This window comes from Thalassolituus sp. LLYu03 (genome assembly GCF_050507655.1).
Lineage (GTDB): Bacteria > Pseudomonadota > Gammaproteobacteria > Pseudomonadales > Oceanobacteraceae > Venatoribacter.
In genome coordinates this window covers 3,378,600-3,404,302 of sequence record NZ_CP191496.1, presented here as the reverse complement: position 1 = coordinate 3,404,302, position 25,703 = coordinate 3,378,600, and the positions used below count along the sequence as shown (strand labels likewise).

The window sequence follows — 25,703 nt, the reverse complement described above, 5'->3', positions numbered from 1 at the left end:
CGACCGCTGCACCCCAAAAAGCCGCGGCTGATATTCACGAGGAGAGGTTATGGATATTACTGAACTGCTGGCCTTCAGTGCCAAGCAAGGGGCTTCGGACTTGCACTTGTCCGCAGGCCTGCCGCCGATGATCCGTGTGGACGGTGATGTGCGTCGCATCAACCTGCCGGCGCTCGGCCATAAAGAAGTTCATGGTCTGGTGTACGACATCATGAACGACAAGCAGCGTAAGGATTTCGAGGAATTCCTCGAGACCGACTTCTCCTTCGAAGTTCCGGGTGTGGCGCGTTTCCGTGTGAACGCCTTTAACCACAACCGCGGTGCTGGTGCGGTATTCCGTACCATTCCGTCGAAAGTGCTGACCATGGACCAGCTGGGCATGGGTCAGGTGTTCAAAGACATGTCGATGATCCCGCGCGGCATCGTGCTGGTAACCGGGCCAACCGGTTCCGGTAAATCGACCACGCTGGCGGCCATGATCGACTACATCAACGAAACCAAATACGACCACATCCTCACCGTCGAAGACCCGATCGAATTCGTACACGAATCGAAAAAATCCCTGGTCAACCAGCGGGAAGTGCACCGTGACACCTTAGGCTTTAACGAAGCCCTGCGTTCTGCGCTGCGTGAAGACCCGGACGTGATTCTGGTGGGTGAGTTGCGGGACCTTGAAACCATCCGTCTGGCACTGACCGCGGCAGAAACCGGTCACGTGGTGTTCGGCACACTGCACACCAGCTCGGCGGCGAAAACCATCGACCGTATCGTCGACGTATTCCCGGCCGAAGAAAAATCCATGGTCCGTTCCATGCTGTCGGAATCCCTGCAGGGCGTTATTTCCCAGACCCTGCTGAAGAAAAACGGCGGTGGCCGGGTGGCGGCACACGAAATCATGGTGGGTACACCGGCGATCCGGAACCTGATCCGTGAAGACAAGGTGGCGCAGATGTATTCCGCGATCCAGACCGGTGCAGCGCACGGCATGCAGACCATGGACCAGTGTCTGATGAACCTGGTGAACAAGGGCCTGATTACCCGCGATGTGGCCCGCCATAAAGCGAAGATTCCGGAAAACTTCTGAGGTAACTGAACATGGCTATGGATAAATTTCTCCGCCTGATGGTGGAGAAAGGGGCCTCGGATTTATTCATCACGGCGGGTGTTCCGCCGTCGATGAAAGTGAACGGTAAAATCATGCCGCTCACCAAAAATCCGCTGAGTGCAGAACAGACGCGCGAAATTGTGCTTGGTCTGATGAACACCAAACAGCAGGACGAATTTGAGGAAAAGAAAGAACTCAACTTCGCCATTAACGCCTCGGGTATCGGCCGTTTCCGTGCCAGTGCGTTTTACCAGCGTAACGTTGCCGGTATGGTGCTGCGTCGTATCGAAACGCGCATTCCGTCGGTCGATCAGCTCGGCCTGCCGGATATTATTAAAGAAATTTCGATGGCCAAACGCGGCCTGATTCTGTTCGTGGGTGCCACCGGTGCCGGTAAATCGACCTCGCTGGCGTCGATGATCGGCCACCGCAACCACAACAGTAAGGGTCACATTTTAAGCATCGAAGACCCGATCGAATTTATTCACGCCCACGACGGCTGCATCATTACCCAGCGTGAAGTGGGTCTGGATACCGAAAGCTTCGATACCGCCCTGAAAAACTGTCTGCGTCAGGCGCCGGATGTGATCATGATTGGTGAGGTGCGTTCCGCCGACACCATGGAGCACGCCATCACCTTCGCCGAAACCGGTCACTTGTGTCTGGCCACGCTGCACGCCAACAACGCCAACCAGGCGCTGGAGCGTGTGATTCACTTCTTCCCGCCAGAGCGTCACAGCCAGGTGTGGATGGACCTGTCGCTCAACCTGCGCGCGATCGTGGCGCAGCAGCTGATTCCAACCCCGGACGGCCGTTCCCGCCGCGCGGTGGTGGAAGTGCTGCTCAACTCGCCGCTGGCATCGGACCTGATCCGTAAAGGCGAAGTGCACGAACTGAAGCCTTTGATGGCCAAGTCGAACGAGATCGGCATGCAGACCTACGATCAGGCGCTGTATGCCTTGTATGAGCAGGGCGAAATCACTTACGAAGACGCCATTGCTCACGCCGACTCGCCGAACGACCTGCGCCTGATGATCAAGCTGGGTTCCGAATCGGACGCCGACCATCTGGACGGTGCGACCCGCAACCTGCGTCTGCAGGACTGAGCGGACCCGCTGTGTTAAAAAGAGCGCGGATAACGCCGGACGAAAACGGCCGGCGTTATCCGCGTTTTTTTATGCCCGCTATGTGCCCTTCTGTTGCAGGAATCCTTTGGTGAAATCCCGGAAATTACGCATCCACGCCCCGGCCATCGTGTACTTCGATAAAGTGCGCCGCTGCGGTTCCTTCCGCGAAGCGGCGCGCAGCCTGAACGTGGCCTCGTCGGCGGTGAACCGCCAGATCCTGAAGCTGGAAGAAGAACTCGGCACGGCGCTGTTCGAGCGCCTGCCGTCGGGCCTGAAACTCACCGCCGCCGGCGAAATTTTTGCCCGCCACGTGATTGCCGTGATGCAGGACACCGAACGGGTCAGCTCTGAGCTCGACGCCCTGCAGGGCCTGCGCAGCGGTCATGTGGAGATCGCCACGGTGGAAGGTGTGACCGCCGACCTGCTGCCGGATGTGATCGGGCGTATGCGGGCGCTGTATCCCAACGTATCGGTCGGGGTATCGATTCTGGGGTCTACCGCCATTCCGCAGCAGATCATCAACGGTCAGGCCGACCTTGGGCTGGCGTTTGCGCTGCTGCGCAACAACGACCTGCATCAGCTGGTGCGTGGCCGTTTTCATCTGGGGGCGATCATGCCGCCTGAGCACCCGCTGGCGGATCACCCGCATCTGACCTTCGCCACCTGTGCGGCGCATCCGCTGATTCTGGCCAAGCCGGAGTTGTCCATTCATCACCTGCTGGCACCGGCCATTGCCCAGAGCAAAAACTGGGGCCATGCGGTGGTGGAAACCAGCTCGGTCGAGCTGGCCAAAAAGCTGGCGTTGCGCGGGGCGGGTATCGCCTTCCAGACCCGCATTGGCATCGAGGAAGAACTGGCCGCAGGGCGCCTGCGCCACATCCCGGTCATGCACGGCCGGCCGGTGATGAGCGACCTTGGCGTCTACACCCGCGCCGGCCGTTCACTGCCGGTGGCGGTGGATGCCTTTGCCCGCATGCTGGTCGAGGAAATCAGTGCCCGTGAACTGGCCGAACAGCAGACGCTGCAGCTGAACGACGCCTGATGCTATTTTGATCTGATGCCATTTCGGCATCAGCCTGCACGAAATTCTGTTCTTTGGTGGACATCTGAGGTTGCTCAATACTGGCCCGCATCGCCAACCTCAGGAGCAGCATCATGCTCAGTCAGCGTTCCCAATCCTTCGCCAGTACCGCCTCTGTGCACGCCGGTGCTGACGCCTTACCCATTATCGATATCTCGGGTTTATCGTCGGCCGACGCCGCTGTGCGTCAGGCCGTTGGCCGTGAAATCCGCGCCGCCTGCGTGGCGAATGGCTTCTTTGTCATCTCAGGTCACGGCATCGACCCGGCGCTGCAGGCCGAGGTGTTTGCCCAGTCGAAAGCGTTTTTTGCCCTGCCCACCGAGCAGAAGCTGGCCCTCGATAAAGCCCACTCGGTTGCCAACCGTGGTTACGAAGCCATGGGCAACCAGCGTCTGGAAGCCGGCAGCCTGCCGGACCTGAAAGAAGGCTATTACATGGGGCGCGAGTCCGCCGCCGATGCGCCGGATGTGCTGGCCGGTAAATTCAATCACGGCCCGAATCAGTGGTCGCCAGCGGTTCCGCACTTCCGCCCGGTGATGGAAGCCTATCTGCAACAGATGACCGCTCTGGGGGAGCGTCTGATGCAGGGGCTGGCCCTGTCGCTGGAGCTGCCGGAACACTATTTCGCCGATTACTGCACCGACGCCATGACCACACTGCGCCTGCTGCATTACCCGCCGCAGCCGGTCAATGCCGACCCGGCCCAGCGTGGCGCCGGCGCGCACACGGATTTCGGTGGCCTGACCATGTTGCTGCAGGACGACGCCGGTGGTCTGCAGGTGTGGGATGACAACCGCCAGGTGTGGCTGGACGTGGAGCCCGTGCCCGGCACTTACAACATCAATCTCGGCGATATGTTCGCCCGCTGGACCAACGACCTGTACCGCTCGACCCTGCACCGGGTGATTAACCGCTCCGGTCGCGAGCGCTATTCGGTGCCGTTTTTTTACAGCGGCAATAACGATCACCGCGTGTCCTGTCTGCCGGGTTGCTGCGCGCCCGGTGAGCAACCCAAATACCCGCCGATTACGGTGGAAGAGCACTACCGCGATATGTATCGCCGTACCTACGGAGGCTGAGATGGGCACTGTGATGCATCAGACCCAGCACGCCCTGCTGCTGATTCACGGCGCCTGGGCCGGGCGCTGGGTATGGGACGCCATTCAGCCGGAATTCGCCGCGCGTGGGCTTGATGCCTACGCCGTCGACCTGCCGGGCAACGGCACCGACCAGATTCCCGCCGATGCGGTGAATTTAAAACGCTACCTCGATTACCTGACCGACGTTGCCGAACAGATTCCCGGCCGCATAACGCTGGTGGCGCATTCCGGGGCCGGTGTGATTGCCATGGCGCTGGCGGAACGTATGCCGGAGCGCATCGAAGCGCTGGTGATCATCGCCGGCATGATGCTGCCATCAGGCATGAGCTTCGGCGATCTGATCAGCCGTTTGCAGACCCAGCATCCCGAGGTCAGCGGCATTAATCCGTATTTATTGTGGAACGACGACCATAGCGCCAGCCGCGTACCTGTGATCGCCGCGCGCGACATTTTCTTCAACGACCTCGATGACGAAACCGCCATCAGTGCCGCGCAGAAACTCACCGCGCAACCCGAGGGTGGCAAAACTCTGGTGGCGCACTGGAGTGAGGAGCGGGCAGGGCGCATTCCGCGTTTGTACATCGAAGCGCAACAGGACCGTTCGGTAGTGCTGGTGCTGCAACGCACCATGCAGGCACTGGTGCCCGGCGCTGTGGTGGTGTCGCTGAATGCCGGACACGCACCACAAGTGAGCATGCCGCAGCGGGTGGCGGCCGAGATCGACCAGTTTTTGCGCACGCAGGTGGCGCAAGTGGCCTGAGGCCACAGCGGGCGCGTGAAAAACCGCACGACAGAGGGGCGGGTACGCTTATTGCTCTGTCAGTAAAAAGTTGTCCAACCAGTTAGTAAAACCATTCTGACTCTTACGAAGACATGAAAACAGGAGACCTTCTCATGTTAAAAAAACTGACCAAGCCGTTAGCGCTGGCCGTTGCCCTGACCGCAAGCAGCCTGACTCTGGCCGCCGACAAAGTGACCTTCCAGCTCGACTGGCTGCCGGGTGGCGATAAGGCCCCGGTGTACGTCGGCATCAAAGAAGGTTTCTTTTCTGCGGAAGGTCTGGACGTCAGCATTGCCAGCGGCCGTGGTTCAACCGACGCGGTCACCAAAATGGCCACCGGTCAGTCCGACGTGGGTACTGGTGACATCGGTGCATTAATGGCGGCCAAGGCCACCGACGGTGTGCCGGTGTCGGCGGTGATGGCGTATTTCAACGAAGCGCCACACGCTTTCTTCACGCTGGAAGGCAGCTCGATTAAATCCATTAAAGACGTGGCCGGTAAAAGCATTGCCACCTCGCCGTTTACCTCGTCCAATATTTTTCTGCCGCTGGTGCTGAAAGAAAACGGCCTGCCGGAAGATTCGGTAAAACTGGTGAAATCCGATCCGGGTGCCCTGAGCCCGATGCTGATGACCGGCAATATCGAAGGCATTATCGCCTGGACCACCAACGTCGCCCTGTTTGAAAAACAAGCCGCCGAAGCCGGCAAAAAGCTGGTGGTCATTCCATGGTCCGAAGCCGGTCTGTCGCTGTACAGCTCGTCGCTGCTGGCGTCCGATAAATTCCTCAAAGACCGTCCGGATGTAGCCAAACGTTTCGTGAAAGCCTTCGCGAAATCCGTGGAATTTACCTACGCCAATCCGGAAAAAGCCGGCGCCGATATTCACGCCATCGTGCCTGAAGTAGACGCCGCGGTGGCCGCTGCTCAGATCAAGAGCATTCAGAATCTGGTGTACAACGACGTTACCAAAAAAGAAGGCTTCGGTACCCTGAGCAAAGAGCGCATTGCCAGCACCTGGAAGCTGGTGGCAGAAGCCAACAAGCTGCCACTGGATAAAGCCGATCCGGAAATCATGGTTAACCGTGGCTTTATGCCGGAGTAACAGTATGTCCGCTACGACTGACCGCGCTTTTGTCCGCATGGAGGGGGTAGGCCATTGCTACAGCCCTTCGGCCGGTACCATGGCGGTGCAGCAGATTGATCTCGAAATTCACCGCCACGAATTCGTGGCGGTGGTGGGTCCTTCCGGCTGCGGAAAATCGACCTTGCTGCGCATGGTGTCCGGCCTGCTCATTCCGAGCGAAGGCAAGGTCAGTGTGTTCGATCTCCCGGTGACCGAACCGCGCGACGATGTCGGCATCGTATTTCAGAAACCCACGTTGCTGCCGTGGCTGACGGTGCGCAAAAACGTGCTGTTTCCGCTGAAGCATAAATACGGCTTTTATTCCGACGCCGACGAAAGGCGCGCCGACGAATTACTCGCCATGGCGGGTCTTGCTCAGTTTGCCGAGCGCATGCCGGATGAATTGTCCGGTGGTATGCAGCAGCGCGTCGGCATTGTGCGGGCGCTGTTGCTGAACCCGGATATTCTGTTAATGGACGAGCCTTTCTCGGCACTGGATGCCATGACCCGCGAACAGATAGGTTTCGACCTGCTGAAAATCTGGACGGAATATCCGAAAACCGTGCTGTTTATTACCCACTCGATTTCCGAAGCCGTGTTGCTGGCGGACCGCGTACTGGTCATGAGTCAGCGCCCGGGCACTGTGCTCGATTTAATCGATATCGATCTGCCGCGTCCGCGCTCGGCCGATACCATTCAGACCCCGCGTTTTGCCGAATTAACCGCCCGAATCAGGAAGCATATTTATGAACCCGAAGCGCACTGAGCTGCTGTCACCTAAGGTGCGCGGCTGGCTGCTGCGTTACGTGTCGGCAATATTCTTTATTTCTCTGGTTGCCCTGTGGGAACTGGTGTGTCGTGTCTGGTCGGTGCCGGCGTATATTCTGCCGTCACCCACGGCGATTGTGACCGCCTTTTTTGATGTGGAATTCAGCCGTTGGCTGACGCATCTATGGGCCACCCTGCGTGTAGCGCTGATGGGCTTTGCCTTGTCGATTGCCATCAGCATTCCGCTGGCGATTGCCATGGTACGTTCGGAAGTGATGTCGCGCACGATTTATCCGGCGCTGGTGGTGATCCAGTCGACGCCGGTGGTGGCGGTTGCGCCGTTAATCATTGTGTTAATGGGCACCGGCGATATGTCGCGCATTTTAATTACCTGCCTGATCACCTTCTTCCCGCTGGTGGTGTCGGCGGCAACCGGCATGCTGGAAACCCCGGATGAACTGATCGAACTGAGTCAGTCGCTGCGGGCTCCGCGTTACCGTGAAACGTGGCAGATCCGTATTCCGTACGCCATTCCGCATATTTTCAGCGGTCTGAAAGTATCGATTACGCTGGCGATTATCGGTGCTGTGGTGGCTGAGTTCGTCGCGGCCGAAGAAGGGCTTGGCTACTTTATTCAGTTCTCAACCTCCTTCTTTAAAATTCCACAGGCGTTTGCCGGATTGATTTTCCTCGCCGTCATCAGCCTGATTTTATTTAAGTCGGTGCAGTGGATTCAGCAGTGGTTTTTCCCGTGGAGCTTACCGAAGAAAAAATGAGCGTAAATCAGACTGTTTCTGCGCAGGATGAAGTATTCCTGCGCCGTACCTTTGCGCTGGCCGAAGAAGCCAAAGCGCAGGGTATTCATCCGTTTGCCGCCATCCTGGTGGATGGCAATAACACCATTTTAATGGAACAGGTGAATGGCTATTTACCTGATCTGGATATGACAGGCCATGCAGAACGGGTACTGATGACCCGTGCCAGCAAAGCGTACCGTCCGGATTTTCTCGCCGGTTGTACCATGTACGTATCGGCCGAGCCGTGCGCCATGTGTGCCGGAGCGGCGTACTGGGCAGGGCTGGGGCGGGTGGTGTACAGCATGAGTGAAAACCGCCTGAAACAGATTACCGGCAACCATCCGGAAAACCCGACCCTCGATCTGCCCTGTCGTGTGGTGTTCGAATCAGGGCAGCGCAAAGTCGACGTCATCGGCCCGGTGCTGGAAGACGAAGGCGCTGCACTGCACGTCGGATTCTGGTAGCCCGCTTTTATATTGGCGGCACTGGTTTGGTTTTCAGTAAAACGAACAATAAACGACATAAGAAAAGCGGCTTTCGCCGCTTTTTTTATGTCTGTCGCTCACTGGGGCTTTTGCCTCAGAACACTTCGCGTCCGTCGACAAACACCGCGTTCACTTCGCCTTTCAGTGTCTGGCCGGATACCGGGGTATTGCGGCCTTTGGAGATCAGCTCAGCACGACGGAAAGTGCGTTCCGGTGCCGGGTCGATCAGGGTGGCGTTGAACCAGTTACCTTCTTTCAGACCTTGCTCCACGCCGGTGATGGCAGCCGGCAGGGTGCTGACGGCGTTAATAAACGCGTTCAGGTTCAGTTCGCCGTTGTCGACCAGCTGCAGCGCCAGTGGCAGGAAAGCATCGAACATGCTCATGCCCGGTTCGGCATCGGCAAACGGGGCTTTCTTGGCGGCCACTTCGTGCGGACGGTGGTTGGAGCTGACCGCCAGCTCACCGGCATTCACTGCTGCCAGCAAGGCTTTGCGGTCGGCGTCGGAGCGCAGTGGCGGGCGCACGTTAAACTGGCTGTTGTAGCCGGTCACGCCAGCGTCGGTGTACACCAGATTCGCCAGCGTGGTGTCGGCGGTAATGGCCAGACCACGGGCGCGGGCGTCGCGGATCATGTCGATGGAACGGGCGCAGCTCAGCTGGCTGATGTGCGCGCGCACACCGGTCTGTTCGATCAGCAGAAGCATCTGCGCCAGCGCGATGGTTTCGGCGGTGGACGGAATACCGGTCAGACCCATGCGGGTGGAAACCGTGCCTTCGTGCATGCAGCCGGCGGCCGACAGTGCGGCGTCGTCGGCGGTGAGGAACACCGGAATATCGTACGTCGCGGCGTATTCCATCACACGGCGCAGCACGTAGCTGTCTTTGAACGGTGCGCGGGCATTGCTCAGCGCCACGCAACCCGCTTCACGCAGGCTGAACATGGACGCCAGCTGTTCACCGGCCAGACCCTGAGTCAGGGCGCCCAGTGGCAGCACTTTGGCAAAACCGGCTTTGGCGGCTTTTTCCTGGATCAGCTGAATCACAGCCGGGCTGTCGGCGACCGGTTTGGTATCCGGAAGGGCGCAGACGTGGGTAAAACCGGCGGCGCAGGCGGCACGGGTTTCACTGGCGATGGTGCCTTTCTGGGTAAAGCCTGGTTCGCCCAAGTGAGCCCCAAGGTCGATAAAGCCCGGTACCAGCCACAGGCCCTGAGCGTCGATGCTTTTTTCAATTTCGCCGGCTTTCGGTTTGTGGCCAATGGCTTTGATGCGCCCTTCGGCGACGTACACGTCGGCCACCTGATCCAGCTGTTGGGCCGGGTCAATCAGGCGGGCATTCTGAATGTGCAGGTAACGCATGCTTATGCCTCCTCCTGATCAGTTTCGCTGGCGTCAGACGCCGCTTCATTCTTTTCCTGCTGCTGACCACTCATGGCCATCGCCATCACCGCCATGCGCACAGCGATGCCGTAGCTGACCTGATTGAGGATTACAGACTGTGGACCGTCGGCCACGTTGGATTCGATTTCCACGCCGCGGTTGATCGGACCCGGGTGCATAACGATGGCATCCGGCTTGGCGATGGCCAGCTTCTCTTCGGTCAGACCGTAGAGTTTGAAAAATTCGCTTTCGCTCGGCAGCAGGGCGTTCTGCATACGTTCTTTCTGCAGGCGCAGCATGATCACCACATCGCAGTCTTTCAGACCGTCTTCCATGCGGTAGTAGGCTTTGCAGCCCAGCGCTTCAATGTCGCGTGGCAGCAGGGTGCCCGGACCAATCACGCGCACTTCGGCGGCGCCCAAGGTGTTGAGGGCGTAAATCTGGGAGCGGGCTACGCGCGAGTGCAGGATGTCACCGACGATGGCAACGACCTTGCCTTCGATGGCGCCCTTGTGGCGGCGGATGGTCAGCATATCCAGCATCGCCTGCGTCGGGTGCGCATGGCGGCCGTCGCCGGCATTGATGATGGCCACGTGCGGGGTCACGTGCTGGGCAATGAAGTGCGCGGCGCCAGAGTCAGCGTGACGCACCACGAACATGTCCGAGTACATGGCTTCCAGGTTCCACAGCGTGTCCATCAGGGTTTCACCCTTGGCGGTGGCGGACTTGGAAATATCCAGATTCAGGATGTCGGCCGACAGGCGCTTGGCCGCCAGCTCAAAGGTCGAGCGGGTACGGGTGCTGTTCTCGAAGAACAGGTTGACCACGGTTTTACCGCGCAGCAGCGGGACTTTTTTCACGTCCCGTTCCTGTGTGCTGATAAAAGAATCGGCGGTGTCGAGAATCTCGGTGAGGAGTTCGCGACTCAGGCCCTCGGTGGTGAGGAAGTGCTTCAGTCGCCCGTCGGCGGTCAGCTGCACCTGGCTTGGGTCTGTGATCATAGTCTTGCTACCCGTGAGTGGTCGTTAAGTCGTTCAGCCTGACTGCTCAGGCAAGGGTCAGTTCCAGCGGCGTCGGGCCGCTCAGTTTCACCAGCTGACCGTCTTCCAGTTCCAGACGGGCACCGCACAGGTCCGGCTGGATCGGTAATTCGCGGCGGCCGATGTCGAGCAGGCTCACCAGGGTGATGCTGGCCGGACGGCCGTAATCAAACAGTTCGTTCATGGCGGCGCGGATGGTGCGGCCGCTCATGATGACGTCATCGATCAGCACGATGTGGCGGTCTTCGATGCTGTCCGGTAATTCAGAGCCCATCACCTGTGGGTGCAGGCCATGACGGGTAAAGTCGTCGCGGTAAAAACTGATGTCGAGCGAGCTGACGCCATCGGCGGTCTGCAGGCTTTCCTGCAGGCGCTCTGCTACCCATACGCCGCCGGTGCGGATGCCGACCAGCAAAGGTTGTTCGAGTTGGTTGTCCTGCAGGTAAGTGGCCAGGCGCACGCCCAGCTCGCGGCAGGTTTGTTCGATATCGGGCAGGTTCATGAGTCTTCCTCTAACGGCCAGGCGGCCATCCAGCTTTCCAGAATAAGTTGTGCTGCCAGCCCGTCCACCGAGTTGGCGCCGAAGTCGCGGCTGCCGCCCTGCGCGATGACCATGCCTTTGGCTTCGTAGCTGCTCAGGCGTTCGTCGTGGGTAAAAGCGGCGCGATGATAACGGCCTTCGAGGCGGCCGGCGAATTTCTTTGCGCGGCGGCTCATGTCGCTTGGCGTGCCGTCCATATTCAGTGGCAGGCCGACGACGAAGGCGTCCGGTTGCCATTCATCAACGATGCGTTGCAGCAGCTCCCAGTCGGGCACGCCATCGCGGGCTTTGATCGGATTCAGCGGGCGGGCAGTGCCTGTAATGCGCTGACCAATGGCAATACCAATGCGTTGGGTGCCGAAGTCGAAGGCCAGCAGGCTGCGTACTTTGGCGGAGGGTGCCTGACTCATCAGGCGTGCCCCGCATCGGAGCTTAAGAATTCCGGGCTGATGCCCAGTTTCGCCAGCGCGGCGTTGTACAGATCTTCCGGGTGGGTTTCAAACAGCAGTTCGCCGCTGGCTTCCAGCGTCAGCCAGCTGTTGGAGCGGATTTCTTCATCCAGCTGATCGGCATCCCAGCCGGCGTAACCCAGCGCCAGACGGTAGTCACGTGGACCCGAACCGCCGGCAATGGCTTTCAGAATGTCTTTCGACGACGTCAGGTGCGCCTGCTCGGTGATGTTCAGGGTAGAGCCCCAGTTGCCTTGCTGGCGATGCAGAATAAAACCGGCTTCCGGATTCACCGGGCCGCCGGCCAGAATCTGGGGATCGACACCGGCCATGCGCGGTATTTCCAGCTGTTCGCAGATATCGTGGAAAGTCACCGCTAACGGCTTGTTGAGCACAATGCCCATGGCGCCTTCGTCGCTGTGTTCACACAAATAGGTGACGGTACCGGCAAACCAATCGTCGCCGAGTTGCGGCATGGCGATCAGCAGGTGGTTTTTCAGACTGTTGAGCTGTTGCATCAGTTGGCTTCCGACAGGTAGCGGTTTCCTTTGAACTGCCAGGTACGGATGATTTCCAGAATGTCGGTGGATTTGCGCATTTCGTCGGTGAACGGCGCGAACGGAGCTGACAGGCGGACAATGCGCAGCGCGGCGTCATCCAGCACTTTCTTGCCGGACGATTCGAGAATCTTGAGTTCGTTGATGGTGCCGTCCGGGTTGATGGCGACCAGCAGACGCAGGCGGCAGTTGTCGAAGCAGCTTTCGGCTTCGCGCGGGTAGTTTACGGCACCCATCTGCTCAATTTTGTGGCGCCAGCTGTTCACGTAATAGGCGTCGCTGGCCTTCATGGTCGAGGCGGCGGTCAGGCGCTGGATGCGTGGTTGCTTGGCGTAGGTCTGACGCAGGGTATCGAGTTTGGCCTCAAGGCTGGCCATCTCCAGGCTGCGCTGCAGCAGGCTTTTTTGTGGACCGTCGGGCAGGTCAATCTGCAGGGTTGGTTGCTGGCTGGCGGTCGGGGTTTTCACCCGGCTGTCGGCGGTGGTGGCGACCAGCTGGCGATCGCCGACCGGTTTCTTCGGCGCGCTGGCCTGTTGTTCCTGAGGCGAGGCGTCGTTGATGGTGTTGGCGTGGAAATCGGCCTGCACATCCGTGGTCAGCATACGGGCTTCATCCAGCGTGCCGCTGCCTTCCTGGTTTTCCTGAGCGATGAAATCGGCGTGTTCGGGTGCCTTGTCGCTTTTGTAGTTGGCGAGGGTGACTTCGAGGGTTTTGGACAGGTTGCTGCGGTCAGACGCTTTGAAGCTGATGCCGAGCACCACCAGAGCATGAATCAGCACGGCCAGAAACAGGGCGAAGGACAAGCGATCGGAGCTGTTTACGACGGTGGCAGACATGCGGGTGACAGTACCTTATTAAGGGCTGGAAAACCGGTGCAAGTCTGCGCTTTCAGGGGGGATTTGTCTAGGCAGGCGGGGCATCAGCCCCGCCTTTTGTGAACCGGTCGCCGGGTGGTTCAGACGCGTGCGTTCAGGGCTTTGGCCAGCAGGCAGTCGATCAGCAGGCCGCAGACGTCGATGCCGGAGTCGCGGGTGATTTCGCGCGCGCAGGTCGGGCTGGTGACGTTAATCTCGGTCAGGTTGTTGCCGATCACGTCGAGACCGACAAAGTAGAGGCCTTTCTCTTTAAGGAAGGGACCAATCTTTTCGGCGATGGCGCGGTTCTCGTCGCTCAGTGGTTGGGTGACGCCGGTACCGCCGGCCGCCAGATTGCCGCGGGTTTCGCCGCTGGCCGGAATGCGGGCCAGACAGTAAGACACAGGCTCGCCGTCGATCATCAGGATGCGCTTGTCGCCTTTCACAATGTCAGGGATGTAGCGCTGCGCCATGATCTGCTGCTGGCCGTGGTTGGTCAGGGTTTCAATGATCACACTGACGTTCGGGTCGTCGGCTTTCAGGCGGAAAATCGACGAGCCTCCCATGCCGTCCAGGGGTTTGAAAATCACATCGCCCTGTTCTTTATGGAAGGCCTTCAGCAGGTCGGCGCGGCGGGTGACGATGGTCGGTGTCATCAGCTCAGGAAAGGCGGTGGCGAAAATCTTCTCGTTACAATCGCGCAGGCTTTGCGGCTTATTGGCGATCAGCACGCCTTCTTCTTCAGCACGCTCCAATATATAGGTGCTGTAGATGAATTCGCTGTCGAACGGCGGGTCTTTGCGCATCAGTACAATATTCAGATCGGCCAGCGGCTTTTCCTGCCATTCACCCAGATCGTACCAATGTTCCGGATTCATGGTGATGGTCACCGGTGCCATGCGGGCCATGGCGCGGCCATTGGCAATGTACAGGTCCTGCTGCTCCATATACCAGAGTTCGCAGCCTCGCTCCTGAGCGGCATTCATCAGGCCGAGGGTGGTGTCTTTCTTGAAATTAATGGCAGCAATGGGATCCATCACTACGCCGATTTTCATGCTCATGGCAACTCCGCGTCAGGACAAAATTACGTTATGGGAGTGTAACTTATCTGATGTTCCGCAAGCGTAACTTAATTGTGTGATACGGCGCATAGCGCCGGCCTAGCGTTTGTTACATGATATGTGATACAAACGTGCGCAATGGCGTCTACTGCGTTTGTTGAACACAGCAGCATACACAAACATAAGAATCAGGATGGTTAAGGCCTCCCTATGGACGATAACTTTCAGAACATCAAAGTCATGGTCATCGACGACAGTAAAACCATTCGTCGGACTGCAGAGACCCTCCTGAAGAAGGTTGGCTGCGAAGTCATCACTGCCACCGATGGCTTTGATGCGCTGGCCAAAATCGCGGATACTCACCCCGACATTATCTTTGTCGACATCATGATGCCCCGTCTGGACGGATATCAGACCTGTGCATTGATTAAAAACAACTCAAAATTCAAGTCGACACCGGTCATTATGCTGTCCAGTAAGGACGGATTGTTCGATAAAGCCAAGGGACGCATTGTGGGTTCCGACGAATATCTGACCAAGCCTTTCAGTAAAGAAGAGCTGCTTGGTTCTATTCGTCAGTATGTAAAGTCCTGAGCAGGCGCAAGTAAAAAATTTTGAGAGGTAAAGTGGCATGGCCCGTATTTTGGTAGTAGATGATTCTCCGACAGAAACTGAAGCGTTCCGCTCCATGCTGGAGAAAAACGGTCATGAAGTATTGACCGCGGAAAACGGCGCCGATGGCGTCGCGCTGGCTCGTCAGGAGAAGCCGGATGTCGTGCTGATGGACATTGTGATGCCGGGTCTGAATGGTTTTCAGGCAACCCGTCAGCTCACCAAAGATCCGGAAACTGAGCACATTCCGGTCATTATTGTGACTACCAAGGATCAGGAAACTGACCGTGTGTGGGGTAAGCGTCAGGGTGCCAGTGGCTACCTGGTGAAGCCGGTTTCTGAAGCAACTCTGCTGTCTGAAATCAAATCGGTGATGGCGGGCTGATAATGCATCCATTTGCCCGACTACTGGAAATCGCTGAACGCAGCCGTCGTAACGCTTCGGCGTTGCCACAGCAGGTTGAGGTGGTGACCTACTGGCGTGGTGTGGGCTTTATGCTCGCCGGCCAGAACTTCGTGGCAGATATGACCGAAGTCAGCGAAATTCTGCAGCCGCCGCGCCTGACCAAGGTGCCTGGTGTGCGCAGTTGGGTGCTGGGTGTGGCCAACGTGCGTGGTCGCCTGGTGCCTGTGATGGATCTGGCAGGCCTTCTGGGTCTGCCTTCGAAAGCAAACTGGCGCAGCCGCCGGGTACTGGTAGTGGAGCAGGACGACCATCTGACCGGTCTGCTGGTCGATGCCGTATTGGGTATGCAGCAGTTTGCCGTCGACCGGGCCGTGCGTGTGGAATCTCTGGATCCCGCTTTTGCCCGGTACGTAGAACATGGTTTTGAGCGGGATGGCCGTGATTGGCCGGTTTTTCAGCTGCGAGAGCTGATCCGGGCGCCCGAATTTTTGCAGATCGCCGTATAAGTCTGACTTTGCGGTGACTGGCTGCCATCCGGCAGAAATAATTAAAATTGCATGCAGTGAGTGTGGAGAGAACGGCATGAGCGGAAATAACGGAAGCGTCTTGTCGACGGTCTTCAGGAACCGTACCAACGGTGTTCTGGCGGGCCTGTTGTTTGTGTTTCTGGCGGTGTTCATCGGTATTACGGTGTACGTGAACCGTCTGGCAAACCTCGACGAACAATACATCGAACACGCCGGTGAGTTGCGCGTACTGTCGCAGGAACTTGCAAAGAACGCGGTAGAAGCCGCGGGCGGTAAAAAAGAGGCGTTCTCCGATCTCAAAGAGGCCCGCGATAACTTTGAAAAGCGTTGGGGTTACCTGATCAAGGGTGACGACGTGAATGGTCTGCCACCGGCCGAGATGGCGGGTATGACCAACGTGCAGACCCTGTGGAACAAAGTAAAAGGCAACGCTGACCAGATTATCCGTGCGCAAGACGTTATTCTGTCTCTGCACGAGGTAGCCGCGACACTGGCGGAAACGATTCCGCAGCTGCAGGTGGAATACGACGAGATCGTAGAAATTCTGCTCGACAATGACGCACCTGCCGATCAGGTTGCGGTTGCTCAGCGTCAGTCCTGGCTGGCAGAACGTATCGTACGTTCCGTTAACAAGGTACTGGCCGGTGGCGAAGACGCGGTAATGGCCGCCGACGCCTTCGGTCGTGACGCCTCCCTCTTCGGTCGCGTACTGAACGGTATGATTCAGGGTAACGTGGCGATGAACATCTCTCAGGTAACCGATGACGAAGCCGTGTACGCACTGGCTGAGGTTGCTGAACTGTTCGAATTCGTATCCGGTTCCGTTGACGAAATTCTGGAAACCTCTCCTGAACTGTTCCAGGTTCGTGAAGCATCCGACGCCATCTTCGCCGACTCCCGTGCGCTGCTGGATCAGTCTTCCAAGCTGACGGAAGGCATTCAGGACGGTACGACCCAGCGGGGCATTCTGCAGGCTGTTGGTTATATTTCCGCGCTGCTGGCGCTGGTGATGATGGTGGCGTTCGGTTTCGTGTCTTACCGTGAAACCCGTCGTGACCTTGATGAAACCGCGAACAAAAACGAACAGAACCAGATGGCGATTCTGCGTCTGCTGGACGAAATCGCCGACCTCGCGGACGGTGACCTGACGGCTTCCGCAACGGTAACCGAAGACTTCACAGGCGCGATCGCCGACTCCATCAACTACGCGATCGACCAGATGCGTACTCTGGTATCGGCGATTAACGAGACAGCGGTACAGGTATCGTCTGCGGCGCAGGAAACGCAGGCGACTGCGATGCATCTGGCCGAAGCTTCTGAGCACCAGGCGCAGGAAATTGCCGGCGCGTCTGCTGCGATCAACGAGATGGCGGTGTCCATTGACCAGGTATCGGCGAACGCCTCGGAATCGTCCGCGGTAGCGGAGCGGTCGGTAGCGATCGCCAACAAAGGTGCTGAAGTGGTACAGGCGACCATCAACGGCATGGATAACATCCGTGAACAGATTCAGGAAACCTCCAAGCGTATTAAACGTCTGGGTGAATCCTCACAGGAGATCGGTGACATCATCTCCCTGATTACCGACATTGCTGACCAGACCAACATTCTGTCCCTGAACGCGGCGATTCAGGCCTCCATGGCCGGTGACGCGGGTCGTGGCTTCGCGGTGGTAGCGGACGAGGTTCAGCGTCTGGCGGAGCGTTCTGCGGCGGCAACCAAGCAGATCGAAGCGCTGGTTAAAACGATTCAGAACGATACCAACGAAGCGGTAATCTCGATGGAACAGACCACCACCGAGGTGGTGCGCGGTGCCCGTCTGGCACAGGACGCCGGTGTTGCTCTGGAAGAAATTGAAAACGTATCGAAAAACCTCGCGGAACTGATTCAGAACATTTCCAACGCGGCGCGTCAGCAGGCATCGTCTGCTGGTCACATCTCCAACACGATGAACGTTATTCAGGAAATTACCTCGCAGACCTCTGCCGGTACCACAGCGACAGCGAAGTCGATCGGTAACCTTGCAGAAATGGCCAACAAACTGCGTGAATCCGTAGCAGGCTTTAAGCTGCCGGAGTCAGAGCTGGGACTGGGTCAGCGTCAGGTTCTGTAATTAACTGGTGGTTGAGACCCATTAATGAACCATCAGTTACGTTCCGGACTGAGTACCATCCCGGAGTTGGATGACACTCAGTTCACCCGCTGGCAGACGTTACTGGAAGAAAGAACCGGTATGTGTCTGCCACCGCAACGCCGGTCATTCCTGCAGACCAGTCTCGGGATCCGGATGCGGGAAGTGGGCTGCGACAGCTATGAAGAATATTACGACCGCGTACTCAACGGCCCGGTAGGCGCCATTGAATGGAGCACGCTGGTCGACCGTCTGACTGTGCAGGAAACCCGTTTCTTCCGCGACCCGGACGCCATTGCTTTTGTTGAACAGTACGTTCAGAAAAAAGCAGCCGACGTGTCGGATGAAACGATCGAATTCTGGAGTGTGGGTTGTTCGTCGGGCGAGGAAGCCTACAGTCTGGCGATGATCGGTGAACGTTGGCTGGCCCCGGCCGGAAAGCGTTACGCTGTGACCGGAACCGATATCTCCACCATTGTTTTACGAAAAGCCCGTGCCGGCCGTTACCAGGCCCGCGCACTGGATTGGGTACCGAAAGATTACGCCGCGCTGGGATTCAAAGAAGTGATTCCGGGCGGGGCGCTCGAAGTATCCGACAGCCTGCGCCACAGAAGCTGTTTCAGTCAGGTGAATATCCTGAATCTGGCAGCCTGTCCGCTGCAGTCGCAACACGTCATTTATTGCCAGAACGTGCTGATTTATTTCCGCCGCTGGCGACGCCGCGAGATTCTGAACGTTCTCGCCGAGCGTCTGGCGCCGGGTGGTATTCTGGTCCTTGGCCTTGGGGAAATGGTCGACTGGCAGCATCCGCTTCTTGAGCCGGTGCACAGCAGTCGCGTATCCGCCTTTGTGCGCAAGCAAGCAAATTCGACAGGGGAGACCGCAAGGCGATGAGTCAGGACTACATCGCCCTGGAATGGGTAAAAGGGGAAATCGAAGAAACTCTGCAGCAGGCCCAGCAGGCGCTGGAAGCTTATGTAGAGAATCCCCAGGACAAAAGCCGTCTTAAATTCTGCCTGAGCTACCTGCATCAGATTCACGGTACGCTGCAGATGGTGGAATTTTTTGGCGCCGCACTGCTTGCTGAAGAAATGGAAGCAGTGGCTCTGGCTGTCAGCGAATCCACCATCGCCAACGAGCGTGATGGTCTGGAAATTCTGATGCAGGCCATTATTCAGCTGCCTCATTATCTGGAGCACGTCAAAGTTGGCCGTCGCGACCTGCCGGTCGTATTACTGCCGATTCTGAACGAACTGCGTTCAGCCCGTGGCGAAGCCTTCCTGTCAGAAACGGCGCTGTTCGCGCCGAGCATCGACTATCCGGCACCGCTGGCGGCTGACAAACTCACGCCGTATCTGAACGATGATTTTCTGCAGTGGGCGCGTAAGTTACGCCAGATGCTGCAGACGGCCACGTTGCAGCTGTTGCAGAACAAACAACCGGATGTCGCCAAACAATATCTGAATAAAGTGTTTGCCCGCCTGCACAAAGGTCTGGGTGCAACACCACAAGGTATGGTGTGGCTGCCGGCACTGGCGTTCTGTGAGTGGCTGGAAAAACAACAGAGCCTGCCGAAGAGCGCCAAGCAGCTGCTGCGTCAGCTGGATCACCTGCTCAAGACCACCATTGATAATCCGCGTACCGCGCTGAACGAAGCGCCGTCGGAAGAACTGCTGAAAAACCTGCTGTTCTACGTTGCCCGTACTGAAGTGAACGGCCCGGCCATTCATCAGGTGCAGGAGCAATTTGGCCTGAAGCAGGCGTTACCGACGGAAGACGAAATCCGCAAAGAACGTGACGCCCTTTCAGGTCCGGATAAGAGCACTGTCGGCCATGTGCTGGGTGCTCTGGTGGAAGAAATTGCCGCCATTAAAGACCGTTTTGATTTGCTGGTGCGCAGTGATGAAGACCGTATTGCCGCACTGCAGAGCGTTGCGCCTTCACTGAAGCAGGTCGCCGACACCATGGGCATGCTGGGTCTCGGCATGCCGCGCAAAGTCATGCAGGAGCAGCAAAGCGCTGTGGCCCGCATGCTGAGCGAAAATACGGTGGCCGATGCAGCCCTGTTGGATGTGGCCGGTGCGTTGCTGTACGTCGAGGCGACCCTGAGCGGCATGCAGCGCGAAGGCGACCTGAATGCACAGGCCGGCACCGCGACCCTGTCCGATGCCCAGAAAGCCGTGTTGCGTGAAACGCGCAATGTGCTGGAGCAGGTAAAAGACGCCATCGTTGAATACATTGCCAAGCAATGGTCGGCCGCCGAACTGGAAGAAGTTCCGGGTCTTCTGCACACCATTGAAGGCTCTCTTAGCATGATCCCGCTGCCACGCGTGGCGGCCATTCTCTCCCGTGCTGCCAGCTTTATCCGCAAAACGCTGATTGAAGACCGCGTGAAACCGGAATGGGCTGTGCTGGATATTCTGGCTGACGTGTTGTCATCGGTTGAATATTTCGTAGAACGTTACACCGAAAACCCGCGCAGTGCCGGCGATGAAATTCTGCTGAAAGCAGAAAAATCCCTGCAACAACTGCCGGCAGCCGGTGATGATGAGCAGACTTTCGCTGAGCTCGAAGACTTTACACTGGAAGGCGATGAAAGCCTGCCGGACGTTGCTGTTACCACCTTTGGCGACGCGCTGAGTATTTCTGAACCGGAAACCCTTGCTGACGATGCAGAAGAAGAAATTGTCTTCGGTGAGCCTGAAGTGGTTGCCGAAAACAGTGCGTCAGAAACAAGCGAAGAAATAACGACGGTTGCTGACGTTCACTTCGAATTTGAGGAACGCGCTGACGAAACCCCAGAAGTCGCTGAATTAATCGAACTGCTGGAAGACGAGCAATCGATTGAGCCGGAAGAAGACATCTTTGCTCTCACCGAATCCGTCAATGTTCTGCCATCAGAACCTGTGGCGCCAGCTCCGGCACCGGCTGCCGCCGTTGTCGCCGATGAAGACGACGATGATCTGATCGATGACGAAATCATCGAGATTTTCCTCGAAGAAGCCGAAGAGGTAACGGAAACACTGAATGAGTTCTGGCCGCAGTTCAAAGCGGATCAGGACGACAGTGAGGCGCTGACCACGGTACGTCGTGCCTTCCATACGCTGAAAGGCAGTGGCCGCATGGTGAAGGCTCACTTTATCGGTGAGCTGGCCTGGTCGGTTGAAAACATGTTCAACCGCGTGCTGGATAACACCATCGTTATCACGCCTGAACTGATGGCGCTGGTTGATTATGTGATCAGCCAATGGCCGCCACTGATCGACGACTTCCGTAATAAGCGCCCGGCCTCCATCGCGACACAACCTCTGATGGATTACGCTTTCGCGCTGGCCGCCGGAGAAGCCGTTGCACCGTTTACTGCGCCGGGTGCTGAAGCCCCTGCCGCCGTGGTTGCGGATGTTCCTGCCATGCTGGACGTGGCGGATGAAAGCGACGACGAAGACGAAGACGATGCGCTGCTCGATGTATTCGAGGGCGAGGCGTCTTCGCATCTGGTGACCGTGGATGAATTCATCCAGGAATCCCGTAACGACAATTATCTGAACAGCCTGACGGATCATCTGCAGCGTGCACTGCACACCCTGAAGGGCAGTGCGCACATGGCAGGCCTGACCGGCATCGCTAATGTGGCGTCTCCGCTGGAGCGCTTCATCAAAGAACTGCGCGCGTACCAGACCAGCAACTCCGCCGAGATTGTCGATCTGCTGGAAGAAGGCTCCGCCCTGATCGCGACCGCCCTGAGCGACCGCGAATTGATGCAGGCCGAAATCCTGCCGGGTGCTGACGCTTTCGTCGAGCGCGTGCTTGAACTCGAAAATAACATGCTGACCCCGCTGCAGCAGGCAAGCGGAAAACGCAGCGGACCTAATCCGCAGGCGATTTCCCAGTTCCTGGCGCAGGGTATGGACTCTCTGCTGGATGCCGAGCGTTTGCTGTCACAGTGGCAGGCATCAGGCGATCTGTCGGTGCTGCAGTCGCTGGAAAGCGATCTGGGTGACGTAGCCGCGGGCGCTAATGAGGCTGAGCTGCCGAATATCCACGCGCTGGCAGCCGCTCTGCAGGGTCTGTACACACGTATCAGCAGCGAATTTGCCCAGCCTGAAGATGCCTTGCTGGCCTTGGCAGCCGAAGCGCATGAACAGATTCTGACCATGATGGATTGCCTGGCCGCGGGTCAGGAAACCCAGCCGGCGGATGATCTGGTGGGCCGGATTCAGAACTGGCAGTTTGCAATGCCAGCGAACGATCTGATGGATGCGCCGTTACTTGGCGACGACATCACGCTGGAAGCCATGAGTCTGGAAGCCGATCCGCTGGCCGACGACGCCGATCTGATGGATGTGTCCGAATCGCTGGATCTGCTGCCGGACACCGACAGCTGGTCCATGACTGAAAGCGACTCTTCAGACAGCGGCGCCGGCTTGTCACTGGATACGGATCTGGCGCTTGAAGCGGATCTGGACGTGATCACGCTGGATGACGTTGCCGATGACGATGCTCTGCTGCTGGATGGCGTCAGCGATCTGGAAAGCGAAGATCTTTCTCTGACAGAGAACGACGAGCTGATGCTCGATGATGTTTCTCTGCTGGATGATGCGTCTGAACTGAATGATGCCTCTCTGTCCGCTGACGACCTGACGTCCGCGTTTGATGACGCAGAGCTGCTAACCGATGGCGCTGATTTGGTTCTGGATGACAGCGTCAGCGAACCTCTGCTGGCGGATGAGGCGGTGAATACCGCCGACGATCTGCTGCTGACTGATGACTTCGCTGTTTCTGATCTTCAGGTTCCGGCAGACCCGTTTGCCACGGAAGCCGTTGCCAGCGAAACCGTCAGCGGTGATTCCTCTGACTGGAACGAGCCGCAAGCCGAAGCGCTGCCACTGCCGTCCGTGGACGACGACGTCGATGACGAGATTCTCGAAATCTTCCTCGAAGAAGCGGAAGAAATCGGTGAGTCGGTTGAGTCTGCCCTCGAACAGTGGCGTCAGAGTCCGGACAACTTAGTGCACGTTGCTCAGCTGCAGCGTGAACTGCACACCCTTAAGGGTGGCGCGCGTATGGCGGAGCTGAGTGAAGTGGCCGATCTGTGTCACGAACTCGAGACGCTGTACGAAAACATTAACGACGGCCGTCTGGGCGTACAGCCGCAGGTGTTCGGTATTCTTGAGCGTGCCCACGATGAGCTGAGCACTCAGCTGGATCAGGTGCGTGCCGGCAACCGCCCGGCGGTTGCGACCGCGACCATGGCGCTTATCCGCAGCTACCTCAAAGGCGAAGCCTTTGCCGAAGTGCCGGACTACATCGCCGACGAATCCGCAGCGGAAGAAACCTTCGTTGCCGAGCCGGTGGCACCGGTTCAGGCCGAAGCTCTGGATGAGTCAGACCGCGAAATTCTGGAAATCTTCATCGAAGAAGCCGGTGAACTGCAGGAAGCGCTGGATCGTGCTTTGCACAACTGGGAGCAGGATGTTTCGCGTCTGAGCGAAGCCGATGAAGCGCAACGTGTTCTGCACACGCTGAAAGGCGGCGCCCGTCTGGCAGGACTCACCGATATCGGCGATATGGCGCACGACTTTGAGGCCAATATCCTCAAGGCCCAGCAAGGTCAGATTGCGACTGATGCCGGTTTCTTCCAGGCCGCTTACCAGCGTCATGACCGTCTCATGAGTCGTATTGAAGCTGTGGCCGCTGCCCTCGAAACCGACGGCATGGTGGTGCTTGGTGATAAATCACTGACGGTTGAGGTCATCGACCTTGAGCCCGAAGTCGAAGAAACACCGGCGCCGGTTCAGGCAGCAACCGAAGCTGAAGCGCTGGACAGTGCCGATGACTTTGCTCCGGCGTCCAATGTCGTGCCACTGCGCCGTGCCGTGGAGCCAAAAGCCGAGCCCGAGAAGATCATTGCGCAACAGCAGACGGCGCGTAAAGCACCGCAGGAGCTGGTGAAAGTATCTGCGGATCTGCTCGATAACCTGGTGAACCTTGCCGGTGAAACCTCCATCGGCCGTGGCCGTCTGGAGCAGCAGGTAACCGACTTCGCCCATACCCTCGACGAAATGGACATGACGCTCGAGCGTCTGCGTGACCAGCTGCGTCGTCTGGATATGGAAACCGAGGCTCAGGTGCTGTTCCGACAGGAACGTCAGGGCCCGTCGTACGAAGACTTCGATCCGCTGGAAATGGACCGTTACTCCACCATGCAGCAGCTCGCACGGGCGCTGGTGGAATCGGCTTCCGACTTGTCGGATCTGAAAGAAACTCTGGGTCATAAGACCCGTGACGCTGAAACCCTGCTGCTGCAGCAAAGCCGTGTCAACACGGAGCTGCAGGAAGGTCTGATGAAGACTCGCATGGTACCGTTCCAGCGTCTGGTACCGCGTCTGCGCCGTATCGTGCGTCAGGTGAGCCTGGAGCTGGATAAGCAGGTCGAACTGCGTGTGTTCAACGCCGAAGGCGAAATGGACCGTACCATTCTGGAGCGTATGATCTCGCCGCTTGAGCACATGGTACGTAACGCGGTTGACCACGGTATTGAAACCCGTGAGCAGCGTGAAGCGTCTGGCAAGCCAGAGATCGGTATGATCGATCTCGAAATCAGCCGTGACGGTGGCGACGTGGTGCTGACCATGACCGACGATGGTCGTGGTGTGAATCTGGCGGCGGTACGCCGTAAAGCGATTGAACGTGGCCTGATGCCGGCCGATGCCGACATCAGCGATCAGGATGTCATGCAGTTTATTCTGCAGGCTGGTTTCTCGACCGCAGAAGCCATCACTCAGATTTCTGGCCGTGGCGTTGGTATGGACGTCGTCAGCTCTGAAATCAAACAGATGGGTGGTTCGGTAGAGATTCAGTCGGAAGCCGGTGTCGGTACCCGCTTTATCATTCGTCTGCCGTTCACGGTATCCGTGAACCGTGCACTGATGGTGCGGGTGGGCGACGACCTGTATGCCGTACCGCTGAACAACATTCAGGGTATCGTGCGCGCGCCGGTTAACCAGCTGCAGTCACTCTACGATCAGCCGCAGGCCGAACGCCGGTACTCCTACGCTGGTAATGATTACCGCGTGGAATACCTGGGCTTTATGCTCGAGAACGAAGCGCAGCCGAAGTTCAGTGCTCAGGCCATGCCAGTGCCTATGCTGCTGATCCGCGGTCCGCAGCCATTCGCCCTGCAGGTAGACTCGCTGCTCGGTTCGCGTGAGATCGTAGTAAAAACCCTTGGTCCGCAGTTCGCTTCTGTAATGGGCGTGTCGGGCGGCACCATTCTGGGTGACGGTTCGGTGGTTATCATTCTGGATCTGCCAGCCATGATCCGTACGCAGACCAGTCTGGAATATCAGCAGGCCAAACTGCTGGATAACCAGGAAGCGGAGCGTCGTCACGAACTGGAAAACCGTCTGCCGCGTATTCTGGTGGTCGATGACTCGGTAACGGTACGTAAGGTAACCAGTCGTCTGCTGGAGCGTAACGGCATGGAAGTGTTCACCGCCAAAGACGGTGTGGACGCCATGGCGACGCTGCAGGATCACAAGCCGGATCTGATGCTGCTCGATATCGAGATGCCGCGTATGGACGGTTTCGAGGTGGCCTCTCTGGTACGCCATGACAGCCGCCTGAAAGACATCCCGATCATCATGATTACCTCGCGTACCGGTGACAAACACCGTGAGCGGGCGATGTCGATCGGCGTCAACGAATACATGGGTAAACCGTTCCAGGAAGACAAACTGCTGTCGACCATGCACCGTCTGCTCGGTATTGAGGGCTGAT

Annotated in this window: 22 protein-coding genes; 15 read left to right on the top strand and 7 right to left on the bottom strand. The window is 57.9% G+C overall.

The window, feature by feature from the left end; all coding sequences use genetic code 11:
• Positions 1–49 precede the first annotated feature (49 nt).
• The 9 genes from ACQUQU_RS15135 to ACQUQU_RS15095 all read left to right on the top strand — a co-directional run bounded on the left by ACQUQU_RS15135 (position 50) and on the right by ACQUQU_RS15095 (position 8,347).
• Entirely contained in the window at positions 50–1,084 is a 1,035-nt protein-coding gene (locus tag ACQUQU_RS15135) for a type IV pilus twitching motility protein PilT (RefSeq protein ID WP_430460536.1), read from the top strand.
• 11 nt (positions 1,085–1,095) lie between these two features.
• Positions 1,096–2,211: a PilT/PilU family type 4a pilus ATPase gene (locus tag ACQUQU_RS15130; protein ID WP_430460535.1), complete on the top strand. Its 1,116-nt coding sequence runs from the start codon at positions 1,096–1,098 to the stop codon at positions 2,209–2,211.
• A 109-nt stretch (positions 2,212–2,320) separates the two neighbouring features.
• The gene (locus ACQUQU_RS15125) at positions 2,321–3,274 is read left to right on the top strand and encodes a LysR family transcriptional regulator (protein ID WP_430460534.1); all 954 of its coding nucleotides are present in this window, start codon (positions 2,321–2,323) and stop codon (positions 3,272–3,274) included.
• Between the two features lie 113 nt (positions 3,275–3,387).
• Positions 3,388–4,392, top strand: a complete 1,005-nt coding sequence (locus ACQUQU_RS15120) for an isopenicillin N synthase family dioxygenase (RefSeq protein ID WP_430460533.1) — start codon at positions 3,388–3,390, stop codon at positions 4,390–4,392.
• Position 4,393: 1 nt separating this feature from the next.
• Complete coding sequence (locus ACQUQU_RS15115) at positions 4,394–5,173, top strand: alpha/beta fold hydrolase (RefSeq protein ID WP_430460532.1); 780 nt, start codon at positions 4,394–4,396, stop codon at positions 5,171–5,173.
• Positions 5,174–5,307: 134 nt separating this feature from the next.
• Positions 5,308–6,297 carry an ABC transporter substrate-binding protein gene (locus tag ACQUQU_RS15110; RefSeq protein WP_430460531.1) on the top strand — a complete coding sequence of 330 codons (990 nt, stop codon included), beginning with the start codon at positions 5,308–5,310 and terminating at the stop codon, positions 6,295–6,297.
• 4 nt (positions 6,298–6,301) lie between these two features.
• Positions 6,302–7,084 (top strand): ABC transporter ATP-binding protein, encoded by a 783-nt coding sequence (locus ACQUQU_RS15105; protein WP_430460530.1) that lies wholly within the window; start codon positions 6,302–6,304, stop codon positions 7,082–7,084.
• Positions 7,065–7,862, top strand: a complete 798-nt coding sequence (locus tag ACQUQU_RS15100; RefSeq protein ID WP_430460529.1) for an ABC transporter permease — start codon at positions 7,065–7,067, stop codon at positions 7,860–7,862. Before ACQUQU_RS15105 ends, ACQUQU_RS15100 begins: the two co-directional genes overlap by 20 nt.
• Positions 7,859–8,347, top strand: a complete 489-nt coding sequence (locus ACQUQU_RS15095; protein ID WP_430460528.1) for a nucleoside deaminase — start codon at positions 7,859–7,861, stop codon at positions 8,345–8,347. Before ACQUQU_RS15100 ends, ACQUQU_RS15095 begins: the two co-directional genes overlap by 4 nt.
• Before the next feature lie 115 nt (positions 8,348–8,462).
• On the opposite strand, the gene ACQUQU_RS15090 is transcribed toward ACQUQU_RS15095, so the two are convergent.
• The 7 genes from ACQUQU_RS15090 to gshB all read right to left on the bottom strand — a co-directional run bounded on the left by ACQUQU_RS15090 (position 8,463) and on the right by gshB (position 14,251).
• Entirely contained in the window at positions 8,463–9,728 is a 1,266-nt protein-coding gene (locus ACQUQU_RS15090) for a dihydroorotase (RefSeq protein ID WP_430460527.1), read from the bottom strand.
• Positions 9,729–9,730: 2 nt separating this feature from the next.
• Positions 9,731–10,750, bottom strand: coding sequence for an aspartate carbamoyltransferase catalytic subunit (locus tag ACQUQU_RS15085; RefSeq protein WP_430460526.1), 1,020 nt, complete (start codon positions 10,748–10,750; stop codon positions 9,731–9,733).
• Between the two features lie 46 nt (positions 10,751–10,796).
• Positions 10,797–11,291: a bifunctional pyr operon transcriptional regulator/uracil phosphoribosyltransferase PyrR gene (gene pyrR, locus ACQUQU_RS15080; RefSeq protein ID WP_430460525.1), complete on the bottom strand. Its 495-nt coding sequence runs from the start codon at positions 11,289–11,291 to the stop codon at positions 10,797–10,799.
• Positions 11,288–11,740, bottom strand: coding sequence for a Holliday junction resolvase RuvX (ruvX, locus tag ACQUQU_RS15075; RefSeq protein ID WP_430460524.1), 453 nt, complete (start codon positions 11,738–11,740; stop codon positions 11,288–11,290). The genes pyrR and ruvX overlap by 4 nt, the downstream gene beginning before the upstream one ends.
• A complete protein-coding gene (locus ACQUQU_RS15070) occupies positions 11,740–12,297 on the bottom strand; it encodes a YqgE/AlgH family protein (protein WP_430460523.1) in 558 nt (185 codons plus the stop codon). The genes ruvX and ACQUQU_RS15070 overlap by 1 nt, the downstream gene beginning before the upstream one ends.
• Complete coding sequence (locus ACQUQU_RS15065; RefSeq protein WP_430460522.1) at positions 12,297–13,172, bottom strand: energy transducer TonB; 876 nt, start codon at positions 13,170–13,172, stop codon at positions 12,297–12,299. Before ACQUQU_RS15065 ends, ACQUQU_RS15070 begins: the two co-directional genes overlap by 1 nt.
• A 119-nt stretch (positions 13,173–13,291) precedes the next feature.
• Positions 13,292–14,251, bottom strand: coding sequence for a glutathione synthase (gene gshB, locus ACQUQU_RS15060; protein ID WP_430460521.1), 960 nt, complete (start codon positions 14,249–14,251; stop codon positions 13,292–13,294).
• Positions 14,252–14,461: 210 nt separating this feature from the next.
• On the opposite strand from gshB, the gene pilG reads away from it, so the two are divergent.
• The 6 genes from pilG to ACQUQU_RS15030 all read left to right on the top strand — a co-directional run bounded on the left by pilG (position 14,462) and on the right by ACQUQU_RS15030 (position 25,702).
• A complete protein-coding gene (pilG, locus tag ACQUQU_RS15055; RefSeq protein ID WP_145466915.1) occupies positions 14,462–14,845 on the top strand; it encodes a twitching motility response regulator PilG in 384 nt (127 codons plus the stop codon).
• 37 nt (positions 14,846–14,882) lie between these two features.
• Positions 14,883–15,248, top strand: coding sequence for a twitching motility response regulator PilH (gene pilH / locus ACQUQU_RS15050; RefSeq protein WP_430460520.1), 366 nt, complete (start codon positions 14,883–14,885; stop codon positions 15,246–15,248).
• Between the two features lie 2 nt (positions 15,249–15,250).
• Entirely contained in the window at positions 15,251–15,775 is a 525-nt protein-coding gene (locus ACQUQU_RS15045; protein WP_430460519.1) for a chemotaxis protein CheW, read from the top strand.
• A gap of 76 nt (positions 15,776–15,851) precedes the next feature.
• On the top strand, positions 15,852–17,906 hold the full coding sequence (locus ACQUQU_RS15040; RefSeq protein ID WP_430460518.1) for a methyl-accepting chemotaxis protein: 2,055 nt from the start codon (positions 15,852–15,854) through the stop codon (positions 17,904–17,906).
• Positions 17,907–17,930: 24 nt separating this feature from the next.
• Positions 17,931–18,818: a CheR family methyltransferase gene (locus ACQUQU_RS15035; RefSeq protein WP_430460517.1), complete on the top strand. Its 888-nt coding sequence runs from the start codon at positions 17,931–17,933 to the stop codon at positions 18,816–18,818.
• Complete coding sequence (locus ACQUQU_RS15030) at positions 18,815–25,702, top strand: Hpt domain-containing protein (protein WP_430460516.1); 6,888 nt, start codon at positions 18,815–18,817, stop codon at positions 25,700–25,702. The genes ACQUQU_RS15035 and ACQUQU_RS15030 overlap by 4 nt, the downstream gene beginning before the upstream one ends.
• Position 25,703: the final 1 nt, after the last annotated feature.